General features: G+C 64.4%; 27 protein-coding genes and 1 pseudogene. 7 read left to right on the plus strand and 21 right to left on the minus strand.

What is annotated here, in order from left to right; genetic code table 11:
- Positions 1-13: 13 nt before the first annotated feature.
- Positions 14-1,504 carry an HWE histidine kinase domain-containing protein gene (locus B5V03_RS28395; protein WP_129273681.1) on the plus strand — a complete coding sequence of 497 codons (1,491 nt, stop codon included), beginning with the start codon at positions 14-16 and terminating at the stop codon, positions 1,502-1,504.
- On the opposite strand, the gene B5V03_RS28400 is transcribed toward B5V03_RS28395, so the two are convergent.
- Positions 1,501-1,752, minus strand: coding sequence for a hypothetical protein (locus B5V03_RS28400; protein WP_245502360.1), 252 nt, complete (start codon positions 1,750-1,752; stop codon positions 1,501-1,503). The two genes, B5V03_RS28395 and B5V03_RS28400, sit on opposite strands and share 4 nt — an antisense overlap.
- A gap of 111 nt (positions 1,753-1,863) precedes the next feature.
- Here B5V03_RS28400 and B5V03_RS28405 point away from each other — a divergent pair, with 111 nt between their 5' ends.
- Complete coding sequence (locus tag B5V03_RS28405; protein ID WP_129273682.1) at positions 1,864-2,133, plus strand: hypothetical protein; 270 nt, start codon at positions 1,864-1,866, stop codon at positions 2,131-2,133.
- A gap of 83 nt (positions 2,134-2,216) precedes the next feature.
- Positions 2,217-2,462 (plus strand): hypothetical protein, encoded by a 246-nt coding sequence (locus tag B5V03_RS28410; RefSeq protein WP_129273683.1) that lies wholly within the window; start codon positions 2,217-2,219, stop codon positions 2,460-2,462.
- A 111-nt stretch (positions 2,463-2,573) separates the two neighbouring features.
- Here B5V03_RS28410 and B5V03_RS28415 read toward each other — a convergent pair whose 3' ends face one another.
- Both B5V03_RS28415 and B5V03_RS28420 read right to left on the minus strand, forming a co-directional pair.
- On the minus strand, positions 2,574-2,768 hold the full coding sequence (locus tag B5V03_RS28415; protein WP_129273684.1) for a hypothetical protein: 195 nt from the start codon (positions 2,766-2,768) through the stop codon (positions 2,574-2,576).
- Positions 2,769-2,786: 18 nt separating this feature from the next.
- Positions 2,787-3,020 (minus strand): hypothetical protein, encoded by a 234-nt coding sequence (locus B5V03_RS28420; RefSeq protein WP_129273708.1) that lies wholly within the window; start codon positions 3,018-3,020, stop codon positions 2,787-2,789.
- Between the two features lie 115 nt (positions 3,021-3,135).
- Here B5V03_RS28420 and B5V03_RS28425 point away from each other — a divergent pair, with 115 nt between their 5' ends.
- Entirely contained in the window at positions 3,136-3,330 is a 195-nt protein-coding gene (locus B5V03_RS28425; RefSeq protein ID WP_129273685.1) for a DUF3072 domain-containing protein, read from the plus strand.
- A gap of 74 nt (positions 3,331-3,404) precedes the next feature.
- Positions 3,405-3,689, plus strand: coding sequence for a DUF6496 domain-containing protein (locus tag B5V03_RS28430; protein ID WP_129273686.1), 285 nt, complete (start codon positions 3,405-3,407; stop codon positions 3,687-3,689).
- 7 nt (positions 3,690-3,696) lie between these two features.
- On the opposite strand, the gene B5V03_RS28435 is transcribed toward B5V03_RS28430, so the two are convergent.
- Both B5V03_RS28435 and B5V03_RS28440 read right to left on the minus strand, forming a co-directional pair.
- Positions 3,697-4,059, minus strand: coding sequence for a hypothetical protein (locus tag B5V03_RS28435; RefSeq protein WP_129273687.1), 363 nt, complete (start codon positions 4,057-4,059; stop codon positions 3,697-3,699).
- A gap of 270 nt (positions 4,060-4,329) precedes the next feature.
- Positions 4,330-5,862: a Do family serine endopeptidase gene (locus tag B5V03_RS28440; RefSeq protein WP_164988350.1), complete on the minus strand. Its 1,533-nt coding sequence runs from the start codon at positions 5,860-5,862 to the stop codon at positions 4,330-4,332.
- 209 nt (positions 5,863-6,071) lie between these two features.
- Here B5V03_RS28440 and B5V03_RS28445 point away from each other — a divergent pair, with 209 nt between their 5' ends.
- Entirely contained in the window at positions 6,072-6,908 is an 837-nt protein-coding gene (locus B5V03_RS28445) for a universal stress protein (protein ID WP_164988351.1), read from the plus strand.
- A gap of 39 nt (positions 6,909-6,947) precedes the next feature.
- Here B5V03_RS28445 and B5V03_RS28450 read toward each other — a convergent pair whose 3' ends face one another.
- The 11 genes from B5V03_RS28450 to B5V03_RS28495 form a co-directional block, all read right to left on the minus strand.
- A complete protein-coding gene (locus B5V03_RS28450; RefSeq protein ID WP_129273690.1) occupies positions 6,948-7,157 on the minus strand; it encodes a hypothetical protein in 210 nt (69 codons plus the stop codon).
- Between the two features lie 185 nt (positions 7,158-7,342).
- Positions 7,343-7,861 (minus strand): EAL domain-containing protein, encoded by a 519-nt coding sequence (locus B5V03_RS43065; protein WP_433995349.1) that lies wholly within the window; start codon positions 7,859-7,861, stop codon positions 7,343-7,345.
- Positions 7,783-9,198: a putative bifunctional diguanylate cyclase/phosphodiesterase gene (locus B5V03_RS28455; RefSeq protein WP_433995350.1), complete on the minus strand. Its 1,416-nt coding sequence runs from the start codon at positions 9,196-9,198 to the stop codon at positions 7,783-7,785. The genes B5V03_RS43065 and B5V03_RS28455 overlap by 79 nt, the downstream gene beginning before the upstream one ends.
- A 262-nt stretch (positions 9,199-9,460) precedes the next feature.
- Positions 9,461-10,198, minus strand: a complete 738-nt coding sequence (gene rpe / locus B5V03_RS28460; RefSeq protein WP_129273691.1) for a ribulose-phosphate 3-epimerase — start codon at positions 10,196-10,198, stop codon at positions 9,461-9,463.
- Positions 10,195-11,127, minus strand: a complete 933-nt coding sequence (cbbX, locus tag B5V03_RS28465) for a CbbX protein (RefSeq protein ID WP_164988352.1) — start codon at positions 11,125-11,127, stop codon at positions 10,195-10,197. The genes rpe and cbbX overlap by 4 nt, the downstream gene beginning before the upstream one ends.
- Before the next feature lie 98 nt (positions 11,128-11,225).
- A complete protein-coding gene (locus tag B5V03_RS28470; RefSeq protein ID WP_129273693.1) occupies positions 11,226-11,633 on the minus strand; it encodes a ribulose bisphosphate carboxylase small subunit in 408 nt (135 codons plus the stop codon).
- Positions 11,634-11,644: 11 nt separating this feature from the next.
- Entirely contained in the window at positions 11,645-13,105 is a 1,461-nt protein-coding gene (locus tag B5V03_RS28475) for a form I ribulose bisphosphate carboxylase large subunit (RefSeq protein ID WP_129273694.1), read from the minus strand.
- Positions 13,106-13,135: 30 nt separating this feature from the next.
- On the minus strand, positions 13,136-14,221 hold the full coding sequence (gene fba, locus B5V03_RS28480) for a class II fructose-bisphosphate aldolase (protein ID WP_129273695.1): 1,086 nt from the start codon (positions 14,219-14,221) through the stop codon (positions 13,136-13,138).
- A gap of 13 nt (positions 14,222-14,234) precedes the next feature.
- Entirely contained in the window at positions 14,235-16,256 is a 2,022-nt protein-coding gene (gene tkt / locus B5V03_RS28485; RefSeq protein ID WP_129273696.1) for a transketolase, read from the minus strand.
- 16 nt (positions 16,257-16,272) lie between these two features.
- The gene (locus tag B5V03_RS28490; RefSeq protein ID WP_129273697.1) at positions 16,273-17,148 is read right to left on the minus strand and encodes a phosphoribulokinase; all 876 of its coding nucleotides are present in this window, start codon (positions 17,146-17,148) and stop codon (positions 16,273-16,275) included.
- 13 nt (positions 17,149-17,161) lie between these two features.
- The gene (locus B5V03_RS28495; RefSeq protein WP_129273698.1) at positions 17,162-18,199 is read right to left on the minus strand and encodes a class 1 fructose-bisphosphatase; all 1,038 of its coding nucleotides are present in this window, start codon (positions 18,197-18,199) and stop codon (positions 17,162-17,164) included.
- A gap of 119 nt (positions 18,200-18,318) precedes the next feature.
- On the opposite strand from B5V03_RS28495, the gene B5V03_RS28500 reads away from it, so the two are divergent.
- Positions 18,319-19,296, plus strand: coding sequence for a LysR family transcriptional regulator (locus tag B5V03_RS28500; RefSeq protein WP_129273699.1), 978 nt, complete (start codon positions 18,319-18,321; stop codon positions 19,294-19,296).
- Positions 19,297-19,547: 251 nt separating this feature from the next.
- Here the strand turns inward: B5V03_RS28500 and B5V03_RS28505 are convergent, their stop codons facing one another.
- From B5V03_RS28505 to B5V03_RS42495, 5 genes and pseudogenes are all read right to left on the minus strand, one after another.
- On the minus strand, positions 19,548-19,757 hold the full coding sequence (locus B5V03_RS28505) for a hypothetical protein (RefSeq protein WP_129273700.1): 210 nt from the start codon (positions 19,755-19,757) through the stop codon (positions 19,548-19,550).
- 138 nt (positions 19,758-19,895) lie between these two features.
- Positions 19,896-20,315, minus strand: a complete 420-nt coding sequence (locus B5V03_RS28510) for a DUF4118 domain-containing protein (RefSeq protein WP_129273701.1) — start codon at positions 20,313-20,315, stop codon at positions 19,896-19,898.
- Positions 20,316-20,467: 152 nt separating this feature from the next.
- Positions 20,468-21,661, minus strand: a complete 1,194-nt coding sequence (locus B5V03_RS28515) for an MFS transporter (protein WP_129273702.1) — start codon at positions 21,659-21,661, stop codon at positions 20,468-20,470.
- Between the two features lie 53 nt (positions 21,662-21,714).
- Positions 21,715-22,269: a TetR/AcrR family transcriptional regulator gene (locus tag B5V03_RS28520; RefSeq protein WP_245502361.1), complete on the minus strand. Its 555-nt coding sequence runs from the start codon at positions 22,267-22,269 to the stop codon at positions 21,715-21,717.
- Between the two features lie 520 nt (positions 22,270-22,789).
- Positions 22,790-22,933: pseudogene (locus B5V03_RS42495) on the minus strand (IS481 family transposase); the annotation flags it as partial.

Genomic DNA, 22,933 nt, shown 5'->3' on the forward strand with positions numbered 1-22,933 from the left:
TTTGGATCCGCGAATGGACCACGAAAAGGTCAACATCCTCCTCGTCGACGACCAGCCGGCCAAGCTGCTCGCCTATGAGGTGATATTGAAGGAGCTCGGCGAGAACCTCGTGATCGCCTCGTCCGGTCGCGAAGCGCTGGAGGCGCTGCTCAAGACCGAGATCGCGGTGATCCTGGTCGACGTCTGCATGCCCGAGCTCGACGGTTTCGAGCTTGCGGCGATGATCCGCGAGCATCCGCGCTTCCAGAAGACCGCGATGATCTTCATCTCGGCGATTCAAGTCAGCGACATCGACCGTTTGCGCGGCTACGAGATGGGTGCGGTCGACTACGTGCCGGTACCCGTCGTACCGGAGGTGCTGCGCGCCAAGGTCAAGGTGTTTGCCGAGCTCTATCGCAAGACCCGCGAGCTCGAACGGCTGAACCAGGATCTCGAGGACCGCGTGCGCGCCCGCACGGCGGAATTGGAGAACTCCACCGCAAAGCTGCGCGAGAGCGAAGAGCGGCGCAGCATGGCGATCGCTGCCGGCAAGATGGGGTCCTGGGACTGGGACTGGGTCAACGGCGACTGGATGTGGGACGAAGGCCAGTACCGCATTTTTGGCGTGACACCGGAAACCTTCAACGTCACTTCGGCGAATATCCAGGCGCTGCTGCACCCCGAGGATGTCGACCGGTTCGGCCAGGCGATCGCCGCATTCAATACCGGTGCACACGCTTATGAAGGCGAGTTTCGCGTCAGCCGGCCCGATGGTGAGGTGCGCTGGTGCGTCGGCACGGCGGCCGCAACGGTGGACCAGGGCGGCCGCGTGGTGCGCGTGAGCGGCGTCACCGTCGATATCACCGAACGCAAACGGGCTGAGGAGCGACAAAATCTGCTGGCGCGCGAGGTCGATCATCGCGCCAAGAATGCGCTGGCGCTGGCGCAGTCGATCGTGCGCCTCACCCGTGCCGACGAGGTCAAGGCTTACGTCAACGCGGTCGAGGGGCGCATCAATGCGCTGGCGCGCGTGCACACGATCCTGTCGCTGTCGAGCTGGCAGGGCGCCGAACTCTCAAAGCTGATCGATGAAGAGCTTGCGCCCTATTCGCTCGGCGGCCAGATCAAGCTGACGGGTCCCGAGGTTCAGTTGCTGCCAGCGACCGCCCAGACGCTCGCGCTGGCGCTGCACGAGCTCTTCACTAACTCGGCCAAATATGGCGCGCTCTCGACGCGGTCGGGCCGCCTCTTGATCGGCTGGCAGGTCAAGGAGGACCACCTCTCACTGAACTGGGAGGAATCCGGCGGTCCGCTGGTGCGGACGCCGAAGTCTCGCGGCTTTGGCACGCGGAGCCTGCTGGCGAGCGTCGAGTCCCAGCTCGGCGGTCAGGCCCAATTCGACTGGCGCGCCGAGGGACTGCTGTGCCGCCTGGAGGTGCCGCTGATCCGCAAGTCCGCGGCAACGACCACGCAAGACAAATTGGACACCGCCAGCTCCGCCGAGTTGCAGCGCGCATCCGGTTAGCCGGACGCCGCTCTCGTCATGTGCTGCGACGACCACGGTTCGCGGGCGATGCGCCCTTCGAGCCAGGCTTCCGTCCGGGCGAGATCACGCAGTGCCTTTGCATAGCGGCGTGCCGCGCTGCGCTCTGCGCCGCGTGGCAGCTTGCGCGCCTTGCGCAGCATGTCCGCGGCCGCGTTGCGATAGGCCAGCGAGCGGTAAAGAAAAACGACCTTACCCATATCCAATGTTCCCGTGTTGATCCCGCTCATCCTCGCAAGCCCGGCATGAACGTCGGATGAAGCAGCGGATGACAATTCCCTCATGTTGATGGAACCCAGGACCACCGTGCGCGTTTGCATGCAGAATCGAGGGTCGGTTCCATGGATGCGAACAAGTCGCCCAAGAAATCGCCGAGCCTGATCTCTCCCACCGGCGTCATCAAGCTTGTGACGCACACGTTGATGGGCGCAGCTCTCGGGCTCGTATTCGGTCTCGCGCTCATCTTGTCCAATCCGGCGGTCGCCAATCTGCTCAATCACGGCGGAAGCCAGGCCGTCCTCGTCTTCGTCCTCACATTGGTGACGACGTTCGCGATCGGGGCGACACTCACGGGCGTCGTGTTCATCCTTGCCGAAGACAAGGAATCTTGAAGCCTGCCATTGCTTTGTCAGGAACTCTCGCGGCGAACAGCGGTTGGCTGCCTGCGTCAATTTAACCCAGGGAGTTCCCGCGCATGAAGACGACCAAGCTCGCCCTCGCCGTGATGTTGGCAACCGGCCTCGCAGTCACCCCGTTCGCCGCGCAAGCGAAGTCGCACAAGGCGAAACATGGATCGGCGATGTCATCGTCGCAGACCACGGGCGCAAACACCAAATCCTCCAAGGGCGCAGATCCATCTGGTCAAGGCGGTTCCGGTCCCGGCTCAGATCAGGGCGGCACCATGACGAACAACAAGAGTGGCATGAGCAACACCAAGTAAGCTCACCGCCATTGATCGAAGGCCCCGCGATCGCGGGGCCTTCTTGCTTTGGTGTCCGATACAATCCCTCTAACGCCACACCGTCGGCGCGCGCTTTAGCTGCGTCTGACGTCAGCGATGCCAGGGCCGCTGCCCGTAGAGGTTCGTCTTCACCAGATGGTCGAGGTGCGCGCGCTTGCGTGCGATCAGAAGCTGGACCGCGGCGTCGTCGAGGCCCTCGCGCTGCAATTGCCGGATGGCAGAGCCCAATTGGAGAATCTCGGCGCGCAGTCTCAGGATCCGGTACGTGTCCGGGTCTTCCTCCACCGCGCGCTCCCAAAGCTCTCAGCGGCGCGCGATCGCACGCAAGGAATTCCCGACTTGATTGCCTGATGTCTTCACGGCACGAAGGCGTACCCGGTCACGAACATCCGGCAGCACATCGCCGCCGCCGGCTGCCTTCCATTCGCCGATCAGCAGGTTGATTTTCTGGCGCAGATCCATCTGCGCCAGGGCCTTTTCTGTGCAGTCGCGGTCGCGATTGACGAGGTCGCGCACGGATGCCTCGATATTGGCCATCTCCAGCCTCAAGGCGCTGATTTTACGTCGAATTTCATTAATTCTGTTGTCCATGGCTTGTTAGAACAAAATAAGAACATATAGTCAAGTCACGATTTCAGAATGGAGAGGTGAGATGCAGGTTCAGGGTAAATATGACGCCAGAGTTTTCCTCGCCGAGCAGATGACGCGGACGCAAGGGCTGAGGCTGAAGCGGCTGAGCGAGGAGGCCTATCAGCCCGCTCAATACGATCGGGCTCTGTCCTCCATTGAGGCCGCGCGGCGCATCCAGGTGCTCGAGGCCGAGATCGAGCTGGCGAACTCCTTCTAGAGGAGCGCACCCGACGCATCTGGAACGTTTACGTGGCCGATGCGGTTCTCTCCCCGGGCTACTGGAGAGAGTTGATGGCACGCAAGGCAACGAAGCGCCGCTACTCGCGCAGCGCCGGCAGCGATGTCGAGCGCGAGATGCGCCGTTACAAGAAAGGCACTGCGAAGAGCGGGCCAGGCGGTCGCGGTGGACGCGTGAAGAGCCGCAAGCAGGCGATCGCGATCGGCCTGTCGGAGGCGCGCAAGAAGGGCAAGAAAGTCCCGAAGAAGGCGGCCAAGCGGACGGCATCCAAGAAGAAGACAGCCAAGAAGAAGAAGACGGTCAGGAAATCGTCGAAGCGCAAATCCAGCAAGTGGTGACGCTAAGTCAGATCATGCTGCCCGGCATGAAGCAGCGGATCGCAATCCCGAACGCGGTCTTCACCGGCCAAACCATGGTGCGCCCCGCCCGGTTCGGCTCGGTGATGACGGCTTCATCGGGCACATCCACCCATTGACCGTCGAGGCGGACACGATAGTGGCCGTCATGCGATTCCCAATCGGGATCCGAGACGGCAAATCCGTCGGCGTCGGAGCAGCACGGGCCGAGATGGCTGCGCAGACTGTCGAACCAGGGTTTTAGGGGTGAGTTGGCGTAGCGGCCATCGTCGCGCCCGAGGGCGTTTCCAGTCGTCAGCACGATCGGCGCCACCAGCAGCGCATATCTCAGAGAGAGCTTCAATCGATCCATGTCGGCACCGATCAAATGCGAACTCCGGTTCCATAAGGCGACCGGACGTTCGAAGTTCCACTCCTGCAATTCGCCTCGGCGTCTTCATTGCCGCCAAGGCCCGACCCACGAGTCGAAGTCTGACGAGCGAACGCGGCTTTTTCGGACGAACCCGTCATCAATGCTGCCGTTAACGAGAATGTTATCGGCGCCTGTGGGTATCTTCCAGGCGCGCACGAAAAAGGCGGCCCTCAGGGCCGCCTTTTAAGTTTGCCATCGAAAGCGGGCGGTTTACGCCAGCGGCACCGCGACGAACCGGGTCGCCTCAGCGTTTTTGACTTGCAGCAGCACGCTGTTCTTGCCGGACGATTTGGCCTGCGCCAGCTCCGCACGGACTTCGCCGACATTGGCGACAGCCTTGCCGCCGACATTGAGGATGACGTCGCCGGTCTGGATGCCGCGCTGCGCGGCCGGTCCTTGCGGATCGACCTCGGTGACGACGACGCCCTTCTGGCCGGCGCCCTGCACCTCGCTGGCCGGAGCCAAAGCGAGGCCGAGACGCGGCGTGCCGTTGCCGGACTGCGCCTTGCCCTCACTGGCTTTGGCCTGCCGCTCGTTCGGCAACTCGCCGAGCGCGAGCGTCACCGTCTTGCTGTCGCCCTTGTGGAGGACGTCGAGCTTCACGGAGCTGCCCGGCGCCAGCGTGGCAATGGTGCGGGCGAGATCACGGGAGTCCTTGATCGCTGTGCCGTTGACGGCGGTGATGACGTCGCCCGCCTCGATGCCGGCCTTCGCCGCGGGGCTTCCGTCCTGCGGATTGTCGACGATCGCGCCGCGCGCCTCTTTCAGGCCGAGGCTGTCCGCGATCTCGGCCGTCACTGGCTGCACCTGCACGCCGAGCCAGCCGCGGGTTACCGCGCCCTTGTCCTTCAGCTGCGCGACGACGAGCTTTGCGGTCGTGGACGGGATGTCGAAGCCGATGCCGACCGAGCCGCCTGAGGGCGAGAAGATCGCGGTGTTCACGCCGATCACGTTGCCGTTCATGTCGAACGCCGGACCGCCGGAATTGCCCTTGTTGATGGGGGCGTCGATCTGGATGAAATCGTCATAGGGCCCGTTGCCGATGTCGCGGCCGCTGGCCGAGACGATGCCGGCGGTCACGGTGCCGCCGAGACCGAAGGGATTGCCGACCGCGACGACCCAGTCTCCGATCCGCGGCTTCTGGTCGGAGAATTTCACGAACGGAAAGTCCTTCTTGCCATCGACCTTGATCAGCGCGAGATCGGTCTTCGGATCGGTGCCGACGACCTTCGCGGTGTAGACCGTGCCGTCGTCCATCGTCACCTGCACGGACTCGGCGTGGTCGACGACGTGATTATTGGTCACGGCATAGCCGTCGGCGGAGATGAAGAAGCCGGAGCCTTCGCCCGTGATCACCTGGTGGCGCTGGCGCGGCATGCCGTTCATGCCACCCGGGCCGCGGAAACCGAACTGCCGCGAGAACTGGTCGGACGGCGAATCCTCATCCTGATCCATCCGGTTCTGCTGCAGCATCGCGCTCTTGTCGTTGTCCTGGTCGATCCTGACCCGCACCGAGATGACGGCGGGTTTCACCTTGGCGACGAGATCGCCGAAGCCCGGCGGGGTGGCGGCACTTTCCGCGGCCTGGGCCGGCGCGACGAAGGAGGTCATGCCAAACGGCGAGGCGGGAGAAGCAGCCAGCACGGCCACGCCAAGCGCGGCCACAGTACCGAGCAGCGCGAGCCGGCGCGGCCTCAGGATCTTGCGGGACGTGGTGGTGTCGGAATTGACGCGGTCGTTCATGTCGAAATGTCCATGTTGGGTAAGTCGCCTTGCACCCAACATGGACATCGCCACCTTACGGCGTCCCGTCCATCCGATTAAATCTTGGCAAAGGTCCTGCGGCCAGCGGCAAGCCGGAAATCGGGGCTCCATGTTTGATGCAGCTCAACGTGCTTTGGATGGGCCGTGAAAGACTGCAGCCACCGGATGATGACCAGCGGAGGCGCGCCATGTACAAAGACATTCTCGTCCACATCCCGACCGAGCGCCCGATGCGTCCAGTGATCGACGGCGCGGTCTCGCTCGCGGCGCATCTCAACGCCCATCTCGACGCGGTCGCGGTCAGCTATATCGCGACCAGTGCAGCTTACGTCATGGAAGGCGGCGCCGCGGTAGCTGCCGTGTTCGAGATGGAACGCGAGCGCGCGGCGGAGCGGGCCGAGGCTGCCCTCGCGGTCTTCAAGAGCGAAGCGGCCACCGCCGGCATTTCCTATGATTGCCACCCGCTCGGCGCGATCCCGGTGGATGCCGCCGGCTCGCTCGGCGAGATGGCGCGGCTGCACGACCTCAGTATCGTGCTCCAGCCTGATCCGGCGAAGGGCTCATTCGACAACGATGTGCCGGGCGAGATCCTGTTCCAGGCGGGCGGCCCGGTGCTGTTCCTGCCCTACACCTTCCGCGGCGCATTCAACGCCAAGCGGATCGGCATCTGCTGGGACGGCAGCCGCCTCGCCGCCCGCGCGATGCGCGATGCGGCCCCCTTCCTGGCGCGTGCCGAGGAAATCGTGATCATCACGATCAACGAAGCCGACGCGGTGCCAAGCGAGGCTTCAGCGAGCAATCTGGCAAGACATCTCGGCCGCCGCGGGCTTTCGACCCGCACGGCCAGCTTTTCGGCGCCGCGCGCCGACATTCAGCCAACCATCCTGTCGTTGGCGGCCGACGAAGAAATCGACCTGCTGGTAATGGGCGGATACGGCCATTCGCGATTGCAGGAGCGCATCCTTGGCGGCGTCACCCGCGCCATGCTGGAAGCCATGACAGTGCCGACGCTGATGTCGCATTAGCGAGACCAGTCTCGCACCGGCGAGATCGGTGCAACGCCCTCACGCCGCGACGGGGGCCTCCCATGCCGCGGCTGCGACGGCGTCTTCGCGTTGCGCATTGCACGCGTCGAAATGGGCCTTCAGCGCGATCTCGGCGAGATGTTCGAAATGCTCGGCCTGGCCGAGGAGTTCCCAGTTCTGGAGCGGCCGGTAGGCCGCCTGCTGACGACAGAGGGACGCCAGCGCGCGGTAGCGACGTACGTTCTCCATGAGACCCTCCCTCGCATTCACAGGCCTTATTGCCCTGATTTGCGTCAGGCCGATGGCGGTTATGCAAAACATTTGCTGCCTGCACAACGCGCCTGATCGCAGTTAACTTTTGAGAAATGCGCACGCGCACTTTAGTTCCGAACGCGCGGGCTTGCGCATGGAACCGGGCCGCTCGCCCCAGAGGCCTAAGCGTAGAGCCATCGTTCCACGGCGACGCCGATCAGGTCGAGATAGCGCTCGATCAGGTCGGGCCGGCCGACGAGATAGCCCTGCATCTCCTCGCAAGCCTCGCGTTCCAGGAAGGCACGCTGGGCCTCGGTCTCCACCCCCTCGGCAACGACCGGGATATTCAGCGCGTGCGCGAGACTGAGGACGGCGCGGACAATCCCGGCCGATTGCGGCGCGGCCTCGAGATTGGAGATGAAGCTGCGGTCGATCTTGATCTTGTCGAACGGAAACGACTGGAGATAGGACAGCGAGGAATAGCCGGTGCCGAAATCGTCCATCGCGATGCGGATGCCGAGCGCCTTCAGCCGCCGCAGCAGATTGAGCGCGCGGGCGAAATCGCCGATCAGCACGCCCTCGGTGATCTCCACCTCGAGCCGCGTCGGCGCAAGCCCCGTCTTCAGCAGGATCTGGTGGATCGCGCGTTCGAGATCGCCAGCCTGGAACTGAACCGGCGACAGATTGACCGCGACCTGCAATGGCCGCGGCCAGGATGCCGCCTCGCGGCGGCCTCGCGCAGCACCCATTCGCCGATCTGGATGATCAGCCCGTTCTCCTCCGCGAGCGGAATGAACTGGTCCGGCGGCACGAAGCCCCGCGTCGGGTGATTCCAGCGCAGCAGCGCCTCGAAACCGATGACCTCGCCATCTATCCGCGCCTGCGGCTGGAAGTAGACGAGCAACTGGTTCTGCTCCAGCGCCTGCCGTAGATCGTGCTGCAACAACCTGCGGTCGCGCAGTTCCTGGTCCATCTCGGATTCGAAGAAGCAGACCCTGCCTCCGCCCTCGCGCTTGGCGCGATAGAGGGCGGAATCGGCGTTGGCGAGCAGCGTCGCGGCGTCCACGCCGTCATCGGGATAGACGGCGATGCCGACACTGACACCCACCTGGGAGAGATAGTCGTCGATCTCGAGTTCCTTGCCGATCACCTCGACCAGGCGCTCGGCGAGCGCCAGCACGTCCTCGCGCCCGAGGTCGTCGGGCATCAGGATCATGAACTCGTCACCGCCGACGCGGGCGACGAAGGCGCCATCGGCTTCCGCGGCAAGACGATCCGACGCCGCCCGCATCAGCATGTCGCCGACGGGATGGCCGAAGACGTCATTGACCTTCTTGAAGCGGTCGAGATCGAGGCTGAGCACCGCAAAACTGGTGGACGCCTCTTGCGCCCGCTCCAGCCGCTCGTCCAGCGTCGCGTTGAAGGCGCTGCGGTTCGGCAGGTCGGTCAACGCATCATGATATGCCAGATGGCTGATGCGCTCCTGGGTGGTGACGCGCTCGGTGACGTCCTCGATCACGCCGACCAGATATTGCGGATCTCCGGCATCGTCGGTGATCAGCATCTTGCGCGAATTGACGACCCGGTCGTGGTCCTTGACGCCGACTTCGAGCAGATGCTCTTCGAGGAACATCGGCATGCCGCTGGCGACGACGCGACGATCCTGCTCGTTGACCCCGCGGGCGACATCGGCTGGAAAGATCTCCTCGGGAGTCCTGCCCAGCATCTGCTCGCGCGACAGGCCGTAATAGTTCTCGCCGGCGCGGTTGAGCAGGATGTAGCGCGAATCCTTGGCGCATTTCGCGAAGACCGCGATCGGGATGTTCTCGACGATGGTGTCGAGGAATTCCTGGGTCCGCAGCAGATCCTGCTCGACCTCGTCGTGCGTGTGAGCGCGTGCGTGGATCACCCGCTGGCGATCGCGGTCGCTCGCATCATAGGCCGCGCTGACGAGCTCGCCCAGCTTGACGAGATCAACCTGTCCAGTCGCATCGGTGGCGCAGCGAAGCTGCTCGGCGAACAAGCGATGCAAGCTCATGCCATCGCTCCGCGCCGCGTGCAGGCCTCATGCCCACAAATGTCCTGGATCCGCATCCCCACGCTCTCTCAGCGTTCCTAAACCGCAGATTGAGACGCATAGCATTGCGAGAGCGTTAATCGAATTTTCGTCTCTGGCGCGTTGGTTACCCGACGTGAAGGAGCTGATTGTAATGTGCAGCATCCTCCGTGGAACCCGGAGAAGAGCGGCACGCTGGCACAACCGGGCTGGCGGTTACCCTGTCGCGCTTGCCTACCGTAGTCTACCGGATGAGCGCGGCCTCGCCGACGCGCATCGGCTGCGCTGAATTATCCTGCAGTTTTGGCACTCGCCCGGCCTCCGCCGCGATACGGATGGCGGCGATATTGCCGGCATAGTCGGCGCTGCTCTTGCCGCGAAACACCGCAGAACCCGCCACGAGCGTATCGGCGCCTGCGGCAGCCACGGCCGCAGCATTGTCGCGCGTGATGCCGCCATCGACCTCGAGCCGGATCGGCCGGTCGCCGATCATGCTGCGAATGCGGCTGATCTTCTCAAGCTGCGATTCGAGGAAGGACTGGCCGCCAAAGCCCGGATTGACCGTCATCACCAGCACGAGGTCGAGACGATCGAGCAAATATTCGATCGCGCTCTCCGGTGTTGCCGGACACAGGCTGATGCCGGCCTTCTTGCCGAGCGCGCGGATCGCCTGGAGTGAGCGGTCGAGATGCGGACCTGCTTCGGCATGAACGGTGATGACATCTGCGCCCGCCTTTGCGAACGCCTCCAGATAGGAATCGGTCGGCGCGATCATCAGATGCACATCGAAAATCTTCGACGTCACAGGCCGGACCGCCTTGATGACGTCGGCACCAAAACTGATGTTGGGCACGAAATGTCCATCCATGACGTCGCAATGGATCCAGTCGGCACCGGCGGCATCGATGGCCACGATCTCTTCGCCGAGACGGGCGAAGTCTGCTGCCAGGATCGACGGTGCGATGATGATTTCCTTGGTCATGGCTTTGCACTCCGCACATCGGCGCCACCGCTGAAGACGCGGCTGGCGAGAACATCCGCCGGATCGATGGTTTCGAGATCGCCGACATCGAGCATCCGGTCGAGATCTGACACCAGACGATCGGCCTGCCGCAGGCGGATGCGATCGACGGCGTTGCGAATCGAGCGTGCATTGGAGAAGAACGGCTGGGTCCTGCGCAGCGCGATGTATCTTTCAAACGCCTCGCGCGCCGCAGCCGAGAAGCGGTAGCCCCGCTCCTTGAGCATCAGCTCGGCGATGACGAGCAGCTCGGCTTCTGCATAGTCCGGGAAGTCGATGTGGTGGGCGATACGCGAACGGAAGCCCGGATTGGAGGCGAAGAAGCTCGTCATCCGCTCGCCATAGCCGGCAAGGATCACGACGAGGTCCTCGCGCTGGTTCTCCATCACCTGGAGCAGGATCTCGATTGCCTCCTGGCCGTAGTCACGCTCGTTGTCGGGCCGATGCAGATAATAGGCCTCGTCGATGAAGAGCACGCCGCCCATCGCCTTCTTCAAAATCTCCTTCGTCTTCGGCGCGGTGTGGCCGATATACTGACCGACGAGATCGTCGCGCGTCACCGAGATCACCTGCCCGCGCCGCACGAAACCGAGCCCGTGCAGGATTTTCGCCATGCGCAGCGCCACCGTGGTCTTGCCGGTGCCGGGATTGCCGGTGAACGACATGTGCAGCGTCGGCGGCGCCGATGCCAGGCCCGCGCGCTGGCGGATGCGCTCGATCAGCAGCAGCGATGCGATCTGACGCACGCGGCTCTTGACTGGCCGAAGCCCAATCAGCTCCTGCTCGAGCTGTTGCAGCGTATCAGTGATTCCCGCGGCCTCGGCCTCCTTGCGGAGATCAAAATGGGTTTCGCTGTGTTCGGTCGTCGTTGCGTAGGGGACATCGAGCATCGGCACCTCGAAGAAAAGAGCTTCGCCGCGGGGGAGCGGCGAAGCAGTGGTCCGCCAAGGAAACGGAGCAGGGAGTGCTCCGCGCGGAGGAGAACGACTTAAGTCGACGCGTGCGCGACCTGCCGGCGCACGGTGGTGTAGCGGATGGCGCGGCCGCCGACCTCCTGCCGCACCAGATCGAACTCCGCTTCCTGCGGCGGACGATTGACGAGGAACGAGATCCGCACCGACTCCCAGCCATGGCTGGAGTCGAAGCCGCTGATGCGGATGTAGCGGGCGCCGTACACCCTGCGGCATTCGGCGAGCTCCATCATCACGCCAGCGGCATCCTGGAGATCGAACATCGGCAGCCCCCACATCTCCCAGTAAGTGTTGCGGGGATGCGGATCATCAGTGAACTCGATGTTCACCGCCCAGCCGTTCGTCAGGCAGTACTGCACCTGCCTGGTGATCTGGTCATCAGTGAGATCAGGCAGAAACGAGAAGCAGCCTTGCGTGAGCTTCATGTCAAATCTCCTTAAACGGTTTCAAGCGCCGTCGGCACGAAGTCCGGCGTGTCGGTGGATTGATAGTTGAAGGTGACGTCCTTCCAGACCTCGAGCGCGGCCTTCAGCGGCGTGCAGGTCTCAGCCGCCCTGGCCAGGATTTCTGGCCCTTCGTGAACGTAGTCGCGGCCCTCGTTGCGGGCGAGGATCATCGCTTCCAGTGCGACGCGGTTGGCGATCGCGCCGGCCGCAATGCCCATCGGATGGCCGATGGTGCCGCCGCCGAATTGCAGCACGACGTCCTCGCCGAGGAGATGGAGCAGCTGGTGCATCTGGCCGGCATGGATGCCGCCGGAAGCGACCGGCATCATCTTGTTCAGGCTCGCCCAGGACTGATCGAAGAACAGGCCGTGCTCGAGCTTGGTCGGGTTAAAATCCTCGCGGCAGACATCGTAATAGCCGCGCGTCGTGTTGGGATCGCCTTCCAGCTTGCCGACCACGGTGCCGGCATGGATATGGTCGACGCCGGCGAGCCGCATCCACTTCGCGATGACGCGGAACGACACGCCGTGGCTCTTCTGCCGCGTATAGGTCGAGTGACCAGCGCGATGCAGATGCAGGATCATGTCGTTGCGCCGTGCCCACTTCGCCATGGACTGGATCGCGGTGTAGCCGATCACGAGGTCGATCATGACGATGCACGAGCCGAGCTCCTTCGCGAACTCCGCGCGCTCGTACATGTCCTCCATCGTCCCCGCGGTGATGTTCAGGTACGTGCCCTTCACCTCGCCGGACGCCGCCTGCGCGCGATTCACGGCCTCCATGCAATAGAGGAAGCGGTCGCGCCAATGCATGAAGGGCTGCGAGTTGATGTTCTCGTCATCCTTGGTGAAGTCGAGCCCGCCCTTCAGCGCCTCGTAGACCACGCGGCCGTAATTGCGCCCCGAAAGCCCGAGCTTCGGCTTGACGGTTGCGCCCAGCAGCGGCCGGCCGAACTTGTCGAGCCGCTCACGCTCGACCACGATGCCAGTCGCCGGTCCTTGGAACGTCTTCACATAGGCGACCGGGAAGCGCATGTCTTCCAGCCGCAGCGCCTTGAGTGGCTTGAAGCCGAACACGTTGCCGATGATCGAGGCCGAGAGGTTGGCGATCGAGCCCGGCTCGAACAGGTCGAGGTCATAGGCAATGTAGGCGAAGTACGAGCCCGGCGTGCCCGGCACCGGATCGACGCGATAGCACTTTGCGCGATACTTTTCCGCGGCGGTCAGGCGGTCGGTCCACACCACGGTCCAGGTCGCGGTCGAGGATTCGCCGGCGACCGCGGCGGACGCCTCGATCGGATCGACGCCCTCCTGCGGCGTGACACGGAACAGCGCGATGACATCCGTGTCCTTTGGCGTGTAGTCGGGCTCCCAATAGCCCATGCGCTTGTATTCCATGACGCCCGAGCGATAACGCTCCTTGCCGCGAACGGTGCCGGTATGAACGTTCATGTCTCTCTCCTGTTTCTTCTCTCTGAATGACTAGGCGGCGACGGGCTCGCGGGCGCCGATGCGTGGATCGAGCTCGCCGGCGCGGTAGCGCCGCGCCATCTCGCTCAAGGGAATGACCTTGATTTTGCTGGCGTGACCCGCGGTGCCGAACTGCTCGAAACGGTCGCGGCAAAGCTCGCGCATCGCATCCATCGCGGGTTTCAGGAATTTGCGCGGATCGAATTCGGAGCGCGTTTGCGCGGCCACTTTCCGAAACACCGCGGTCATCGCGAGGCGGCAATCGGTGTCGATATTGACCTTGCGCACGCCGCTCTTGATGCCGCGGACGATCTCCTCGACCGGCACGCCCCAGGTCTGCGGCATCTCGCCGCCGAACTGGTTGAACATGTCCTGGAGCGGCTGCGGCACCGACGAGGAGCCGTGCATGACGAGATGCGTGTTCGGCAGCCGGCGGTGGATCTCCTCGACCACCCGCATCGCCAGGATGTCGCCGTCCGGCCTGCGGCTGAACTTGTAGGCGCCATGCGAGGTGCCCATCGCGATCGCGAGCGCATCGACCTTGGTGGCGCGAACAAAGTCGACAGCCTGGTCGGGATCGGTCAACAGCTGATCGTGACTGACCTTGCCTTCGACGCCGTGACCGTCTTCCTGTTCGCCGCCACCATGCTCGAGCGAGCCGAGCACACCGAGCTCGCCTTCCACGGAAGCGCCGACCCAGTGGGCGAGATCGACCACACGGCGGGTGATTGCGACATTGTAGTCGTAATCCGCGGCCGTCTTCGCATCTGCCCTGAGCGAGCCGTCCATCATGACAGAGGTGAAGCCGTGGGCGATGGCGGAGGCACAGGTCGCCTCGTCATTGCCGTGGTCCTGATGCATGCAGAGCGGAATATCCGGATAGGTCCGCTCCAGCGCGTCGATCATGTGCGACAGCATGAGATCGCCGGCATAGCTGCGCGCGCCGCGCGAAGCCTGGATGATCACGGGCGCGTCGACCTCGGCCGCCGCCTGCATGATCGCGATGCCCTGCTCCATGTTGTTGATGTTGAACGCCGGCACCGCGTAGCTGTGATTGGCGGCGTGATCGAGCAGTTGGCGAAGGGTGATACGGGCCACGGAAATTCTCCTGTTATGGCTTGCGAGCGCGGGTGATCGCCCGTCGGGCGGCTTCAGCAACGCTTTGCGGCGTGATGCCGAATTCGCGGTAGAGCACCGGTGCCGGCGCCGAGGCGCCGAAGCCGCGCATGCCGACGAACTCCCCGTCAGCGCCGATCCAGCGATGCCAATCGCCAGCGACTGCCGCCTCGACGCCGATGCGTGGCGCGGCGCCGAGCACGGAAGCGCGATAGTCGTCCGGCTGCTCCTCGAACAGCGCGAAGCAGGGCGCGGAGCAGACGGCCGCACGGATGTGCTCGGTCGCGAGCAGGCGGGCGGCTTCCAGCGCGATCGAGACTTCCGACCCGGTCGCCATCAGCGTCACGTCACGACCGCCATCCGGCGAGACAACGAGATAGGCACCGCGCGCGACACGGTTTTTGCCGCGCGCATCGCTGCGGAAGGTCGGCAAGGCCTGCCGCGACAGGCACAGCACGGATGGACGATCTTCGCTCGCGAGCGCACAGTCCCAGGCTTCCAGCGTCTCCACGGCATCTGCGGGGCGGAACACGAGCAGATTGGGAATCACCCGTAGCGCTGCGAGATGTTCGACCGGCTGGTGCGTGGGGCCGTCCTCGCCAAGCCCGATGGAGTCATGGGTCATGACATGGATGACGCGCAGCCGCATCAAGGCCGCAAGGCGGATCGCCGGCCGGCTGTAGTCGGAGAAGGCCAAGAAGGTGCCGCCATAGGGAATGAAGCCACCATGCAGCGCGAGGCCGTTCATCGCCGCGGCCATGCCGTGCTCGCGAATGCCGTAGTGGATGTAGTCGCCCGCGAACGCGCCGCTCTTGACCGGAGCCTGCGCCTTGGCATGCGTCAGGTTCGAATGCGTCAGATCTGCCGAGCCACCGACGAGCCCGGGAACAGTCCCGGCGATGCCGTCGAGCACCTGTTGCGAGGCCTGCCGCGTCGCGAGCTTGGGACGCTCGCTGGCAAAGCGCTCGCGCAATTTCGCTGCGGCCAGTGCATAGGCGGCCGGCAGAGCCACAGCCTTGCCCTCGACGAACAGATCGCGCTGCTCCGGCGTCGCGCCTTGGTAACGATCGAGCCAGGCGAGACGTTCGACCTGCCCGCGCTGCCCGATCATCCGCCACGCCTTCGCGACGGGAATCGGCACCACGAAGGGCTGATAGTCCCAGCCAAGTGTCCGACGCGCCGCCGCGGCCTGCTCGGCGCCGAGCGGCGCGCCATGTGCCTTCTCGGTGCCTTGCCTATCAGGCGCGCCGTAGCCGATGATAGTGCGACAGGCGATCAGCGATGGCTTTGCGCTCTCTCGTTCTTCTGCAATCGCCTGCGCAACGGCTTCGGCATCGTGCCCGTCGACCCGGCGCACCGACCAGCCGGATGCAGCGAAGCGTGCAAGATGGTCGTCGGAGGTGGCAAGCGACGTTGGCCCGTCGATGGAGATGCCGTTGTCGTCGAACAGCACGATCAGGCGGCCAAGCCCGAGGTGACCAGCCAGTGAGATCGCCTCCTGGCTGATGCCCTCCATCAGGCAACCGTCACCAGCAATCACATAGGTGAAGTGATCGACGAGCCCATCGCCATGCCGCGCATTGGCCATCCGCTCCGCGAGCGCCATGCCCACCGCGGTCGCAATCCCCTGCCCCAGCGGCCCCGTCGTGGTCTCGACACCAGGCGTGTGACCATATTCCGGATGGCCCGGCGTCTTCGAGCCCCACTGCCTGAACGCCTTGATGTCGTCGAGGCTGACATCACCGCCGGTGAGATGGAGCAGGGCGTAGAGCAGCATCGAGCCGTGGCCGGCCGACAGCACGAAGCGGTCGCGATCCGGCCAGTTGGGGTGCGCGGAGTCGAACTTGAGAAACCGCGAAAACAGCACGGTCGCGACATCGGCCATGCCCATGGGCAGGCCGGGATGGCCGGACTGCGATGTCTCGATGGCATCGACCGCCAGGAAGCGGACAGCGTTGGCGAGATCGCTATGCGCGACCGCGGTACGGTCGGCTTCGGCGTGGACGGAGATGTTCATCGGATTCTCCCCTTGTTCACTTCAGATTTCGCTTGCGCTCGATGAGCTGCATGATCAGCGGTGTCAGGATGAGCTGCATTGCGAGGTCGAGCTTCGCGCCTGGACACACGATCGAATTGGCGCGCGACATCCAGCTCTGCGGCAGCATCGAGAGCAGATAGGGAAAGTCGATGCCGCGCGGGTTCTTGAAGCGGATCACGACCATCGATTCGTCCGGCGTCGGGATCCAGCGCGCGATGAACGGATTGGACGTGTCCACCGTCGGCACACGCTGGAAGTTGATGTCGGTCTCGCTGAATTGCGGGCAGATGTAGTGGATGTAATCCGGCATCCGCCGCAGAACGGTGTCGGTGACGGCCTCGGTCGAATAGCCGCGCGCGCTGCGGTCGCGGTGCAGCTTCTGAATCCATTCAAGATTGATCACGGGCACGACGCCGATCTTGAGATCGGCATAGCGCGCGACATTGACCTTCTCGGTCACGACGGCGCCGTGCAGGCCTTCGTAGAACAGCAGGTCCGAATTCTCCGGCAGCCGTTCCCATTCGGTGAAGGTGCCGGGAGCTGCGCCATGCAGTGCTGATTCCTCGACGTCGTGCACGTAATGCCGCGTCGTCGCCGTGCCGGTCTCACCATAGTCGCGGAACGCGCGCTCCAGCTCCTCGAACAGATTGGTCTCGGGGCTGAAATGGCTGAAATGCCTGTTGCCGCGGTCGGCCTCCTTCGCCATCTGCGTGCGCATCTCGGCGCGGTCGTAACGATGGAAGGCGTCGCCCTCGATGTAGACGGCGTTGACCTTCTCGCGGAAGAAGATCTGCTCAAACGTCTTCTTGACCGAGGTGGTGCCGGCGCCGGAGGAGCCGGTGATGGAGATGATCGGATGTTTCCTGGACATGGGAACGCCTCGCTCACAACCGGAAGAAGCCACGCCGCGCGAACAGCGGTGCGGAGACGCTGGCGACTAGCAACGGATCGCAATGCAGTTCCGCGACGCGTCGCACCTCGTTGCTCGAACCCATGATCAGCGGCACGCGCTGGTGCAGGCTTTCCGCTGATAGATCGAGGACGCGCTCGCGCCCGGTCGAGGCCGAGCCGCCGGCCTGCTCGATGATCATGGCCATCGGATGCGCTTCGTAGGTGAGGCGCAGGCGGCCGTCGCCATAGCCGGGACGCGCATCGGACGGATAGAGGAACACACCGCCGCGGGTGAGGATGCGATAGGCCTCCGCGACCAGCGAGCCGATCCAGCGCATGTTGAAGTTGTGGTTGGCCGGCCCTTCGACGCCGGCGAGGCACTCGTCGACGAAGGCGCGCACCGGCGAATCCCAATGACGGCGGTTGGAAGCATTGATCGCGAACTCATCGCCCGCCTCGGAGATCTGAACGCCACTGCGCGCGAGGCGGAAGCAGCCGGCTTTGCGGTCGAGGGTGAAGATGTCGACGCCGTCGCCGAGCGTCAGCACCAGCGAGGTCTGCGGGCCGTAGGTGACGAACCCCGCCGCGAGCTGCGCCGAGCCGCGCTGATGGAAAGCGAGCGCGAGATCATCCGGCGCAGGCAGGATCGAGAAGATCGTGCCGACGGTCATGTTGATGTCGATATTGGAGGAGCCGTCGAGCGGATCGATCGCGACGCAGATTTTTGCTTCTCGGTCGCCGATCTGCGGCTCGCGCATCTCCTCCGACGCCAGCGCTGCGACTGGCAACTTGCCGAGACAGCGGCGCAGAATCGCATCCGCCTGCACGTCCAGATCGCGCTGGACATCGCCGTCGCTGTTGCGGCCCGTGGTCAGGCCCGAGGCGTCGGCAAGATCGCCTGTCGCGATGAGGTCGGCGATCTCGATCGCGGCCACCGCGATGGCATCGACTGCGGCCGCCACGGCCAGCGCGTGCGGCGCCGTCTCGGAATAGCGTTGAAGGTGGTCGTCCAGCCTGAGTTGCCCGGTCATCTGCGTCCATCCCCTTGCGGGCGCCGCATCCAGTTCCCTCCCCGGCGGAGGTCGGTGCGGTCGGTCCCGGCATGAGAAGATTGACAGGGGCGGCTTAATAAGGAAAATTTCTATTCATAATGAGTGCCAAAGAAATTTCTTATAATGGCCCCGGCCATGCGGCGGCCCAGCTCCGGCATCTGACGATCCGGCAGCTGCGCTCGCTTGCGGCGCTCTCGGCCAAGGGCAGCGTCACGGCGGCTTCGACCCAGCTCGGTCTGACCCAGCCGGCCGTGACCCAGCAGCTGCGCCAGCTCCAGGACCTCGCTGGCCTGCCGCTGGTGCAGCGGACCGGTGACGGCATGCTGTTGACGGAGGCGGGCAAGGAGGTGCTGGCGCTGGCCGAGCGGGTCGAAGCCGCGATCATGGACTGCCAGGGCGCGCTCGACCTGCTCGCGGGGCGGACCGGCGGCACGGTGCATCTCGGCGCGGTCTCGACCGCAAAATACTTCGTGCCGCATGCGATCGCGGCGTTCTCGAAGCGCTATCCGAAGATCGAGATCAAGCTCACTGTCGGCAATCGCGAGGACATCCGCGAGGCCATGCACGGCTACGACCTCGATTTCGCGGTGATGGGTCGGCCACCGGCCGACGTCAGCGTTGACGTCCGTCAGCTCGGGCGCAATCCGCACATCATCGTCGCGCGCAAAGGGCACTGGCTGGAGAAGGATTCGGGCCTCAGCCTCACCGATCTCGTGCACGAGACCTTTCTCACCCGCGAGCCGGGCTCGGGCACGCGGACGCTGATGGAGGGCATGTTCCAGAAGTCCGATCTCGAGCCGATCATCGGCATGGAGATGAGCAGCAACGAGACCATCAAGCAGGCTGTGATCGCCGGGCTCGGCATCGCGTTCATCTCGGCCCACACCGTGGCGCATGAGCTCGCCGAAGGCCGCCTCATCGTGCTCGACGTCGCGGGCCTGCCGATCGTCCGGCAATGGTACGTGATCCGCCGCAGCGACAAGGTGCTGCTGCCGCCAGCGCAGGCGATGTTCGATTTTCTGGGATCGGAGGGATCGAACTATCTGCCTGACGTACCCGAATTCGGCGAGCGATAGCCCGCCTATACTCAGCCCATCAGCTTCATCGCGACCGTTGCCGCCAGGACGACGATGATCTGGAGCAGGCGCTCTGTCGTGAAGATGCGGTTGAAAATGGTCATCGTACGCCCCCAGCCCGTCGCGAGATAAATCCGAGCGCGTTGCTATCACACGCAGGCGGCGGGGCAACTCCGTAGTCGCCACAGATATTGTTTGCGCCGGGCCGGTCGCGGAAGCATCGCACCTGACCGGCGAGCGATGGTTAACGATCAGGCCGCGAGGGGCGCGGCATAATCCATACGCGCGGCGAAATAGATTTCCAGCTCCGACAGCGCCCGCGCTTCCCATTCCCTCGCCTGCTCCAGCAGCGAGCAGCTCTGGCCCGGGCGGAATGCAGCGGTCTGGCGATAGAGCGATGCGATGCCGCGATAGCGGCGCACGTTCTCCAGGATGGCGTGACCACTCATTTGGCCGTTCATGTCCGAAAACTCCCTCGTCCTTCCTGTGAGGGAATTTGCGGCCAAATCTTTTTCGAAAAGTTAGCGGCGCTCAGCAAGCGCGCGGATGGTTGCCGGACTGTTGCGCGCGCGCAACGTCACCGATCGCGCATCGTGCATTTATTGAGAATTCGTTGCCGCGCTCTCGCCCGAGGGCTTCAGCCCGCCGCGGCTGATGATCGTCATCGTCTCGCGGCAGAGATCGGCAAGTCCGATCAGCAGCACGGCGATGAGGCAGAACAGGTTGATGGAATCCGCGCCCGCACTGCTCAATGGCATGAACTGGAAGAAGGGCGGGATGAACGCCCACCACACCAGCGGAATCGTGAGCAGTGCGGCGAACACCGCCGCCGGCGCGCCCGCGACAAATCCGAGCACGAACAGGCTGGGCAGGAACGCCGCGAAATAAAATTGTGCGCCGAGCGCGACGCAGACGCCCTGAAGCGCAGCCGACACTCCGACGACGACTAGCCCGAGCAGAAACGCCTGCCACGACCATGGCCGTACCCGCGGTACGCCAAACAGTCCCGCACGCCTCATCAGCCTCCCCCTGCCGCCCGTTAACCGGGCCCGCTTGCGACCAAAGTACTACAGCGGCAGGGAAACCGCGAGATGGAAATTGCGCCTCGCGCGGCCCCCTATCCAAGGCTTGGTAAACGGCCGCATCGCACAATTCCCGGCTCGCCCGGCAGCTATTCGGTGGCCGCATAGAGCAAGCCCGCGACGGGCAGAGCGAGCCCGATTCCCGATGCCAGCGTCCAGCCGCCTTGCGCGAACGCCCAGGCGCCGATTGCGGAGCCGGCAGCGCCGGCCGCGAAGAACGTCGCCATATAGAGCCCGTTGAGGCGGCTGCGATGCTCATGACCGAGCGCGAAGATGGCCCGGAAGCCGAGCACGACGTTGCCTTGCACGCCGATGTCGATGGCGATCGCGGCCACGACCAGGCAGGCGAGGTTCAGCATCGAGCCAGCCGCGCCGATATAAGTCACGAGGAAACCGAAAGCGGCGAGCAGCATCGCAACCAGCGTCGCGATCCGGCTATGGCCGCGATCGGCGAGCCGTCCCGCGATGGGAGCCGCGAACACGCCGGCGACGCCGGCCAGCGCAAACAGAGCGATGCCGCTCTGGGAGAAGCCGAACACACCGGCGAGCTGGAGTGGCGCCACCGTCCAGAACAGCGTGAAGCAGCCGAACAGGCTGGCCTGATAGAGCGCCCGGCGCCGGAGCAGCGGCGTGGTCAGGGCCAGATGCGGCATCGACAGCAGCAGCGTGCCGTAATGCATGCGTGCAACGGGCTTGCGCTTCGGCAGCGTCAGCCACAGCACCGTTGCCAGCACGATCATGAGCGCAGCCGAGCCGAAGAACACCGCATGCCACGACGTCGCCGCGGTGACGAAGCTCGACACCGGCCGCGCCAGCATGATGCCGAACATCAGCCCGGTCGAGACGTTGCCGACGACGCGGCCACGGATGGCCTCCGGCGCCAGATGCGCCGCGTAGGGAATGATGATCTGCACCGCGACCGAGCCGAGCCCGATGAACAGCGCCGCGATCAGGAACGGCAGCGCGTGGGTCGCAAACCCTGCGGCGAGCAGGGACGCTGCGCCAAGCGTGATCACCGAGCAGATCAGCGTGCGGTTCTCGACGAGGTCGCCGAGCGGCACGATGAAGAGAAGCCCGACGCCATAGCCGATCTGCGTCATGGTCACGATCAACCCCGCCGCTTCATGCGACAGGCCGAGCGCAGCGCTGATCGGGGCGATCAGCGGCTGGGCGTAGTAGATGTTGGCGGCAATCATGCCACAGGCTGCGGCCAGCACGAAGGTCAGTCGCTGCGACACCGCATCCGGTTCGGGCGCGGTCTCGATCGTGGCATTCATCGTCATTTACGCAAGTCTCCGTTAGATCGGGAACGATCGTTCCCTAATATGACAAGAATTCAGGCGAGCAGTTTCATCGCGACGCCGACCAGGCGCTCGCCGTCGAGCGGCAGCCGCGCCTTGCCGACGACGCGCAAGCCCTGCGTGATGCAGATCATCAGTCGCGCGGTGTCGTCAGCCTCGACATGTTCAGGGATCGAGCCGTCGGCCTGACCCTCGCGGATCAGGCCGGCGATGAAGCTCTCGTTGGTCGCGAGTTGCGCGGACACACGCGCGCGGATCACCGGATCGACCGCCGACAGCTCGACCGCACTGCCGACCACGATGCAGCCGCGGCGCCCTTCGCTGCCCTGGGAGTGCTCGACATAGGACTCAAGCACGAGACGCAAGCGTTCGCGGCCATTCGCGCCGCGCGCGGCCGCGCTGCGGGTCTGCTCCCGGCGCACCGACGCGTAGCGCTCGAAGGCGGCGACGAATACGGCGTGCTTGTCGCGAAACGCCTTGTAGACGCTGCCGGTGGCAAGCCGCATCGCGGCGGTGAGGTCGCCGATCGAGGTGGCATGATAACCCCGCTCGCAGAACACCCGCACCGCCCCGTCCAGGGCCGTGTCCATATCAAACTCCCGGGGACGGCCGGGTGGCTGGGCAGCAGGTGGTTGGGCGGCAGGCCTGGACCTTCGGGCGGCTTTTTGCATTGCGGGATAATAGGGAATGATCGTTTCCGAATAAAGACACGGAGTTGTGAATGGGATGGATTGGGTCACCTCGTGTCCCGGACACGCTGCGGCACGTAGTGACGCTGCGCAGAGCCGGGGCCCAGAAGGCGGCACAGCGACATGGGCCCCCGCTCTGCAGCGCACCGTCGAAGAGACGCTGCGCCGCGTCCGGGGCACGAAAGCGGAGTTTGGCGCACGCTCGCTCCACATCGTCATTGCGAGCGCAGCGAAGCAATCCAGACTGCCGCCGCGGAGGGATTCTGGATTGCTTCGCTGCGCTCGCAATGACGGAGTGTGAGGCGGCGGCTCGTTCTCTGATCACCGCTGTCATTCCCCGCGAAGGCGGGGAATCCAGTACGCCGCGACTTCTCGGTTCAATCATAACTGTCTCGGAGTACTGGATCGCCCGGTCAAGTGTTCAGACCGGGGACATAGCTGACGGTTGTTCGGACACATCACTGACAGTTTGACCGCGGGTCAAGTCGATTGAGCCGACCTGCCAGCTGGCAAAGAAGACACCGTAACGGCCGTCGCGGTCGAGCGGCCTGACGGCCAGCTGCTC

Origin of the sequence: Bradyrhizobium betae (assembly GCF_004123905.1) — a bacterium.
In the GTDB taxonomy this organism is placed as follows: Bacteria; Pseudomonadota; Alphaproteobacteria; order Rhizobiales; family Xanthobacteraceae; genus Bradyrhizobium; species Bradyrhizobium betae_A.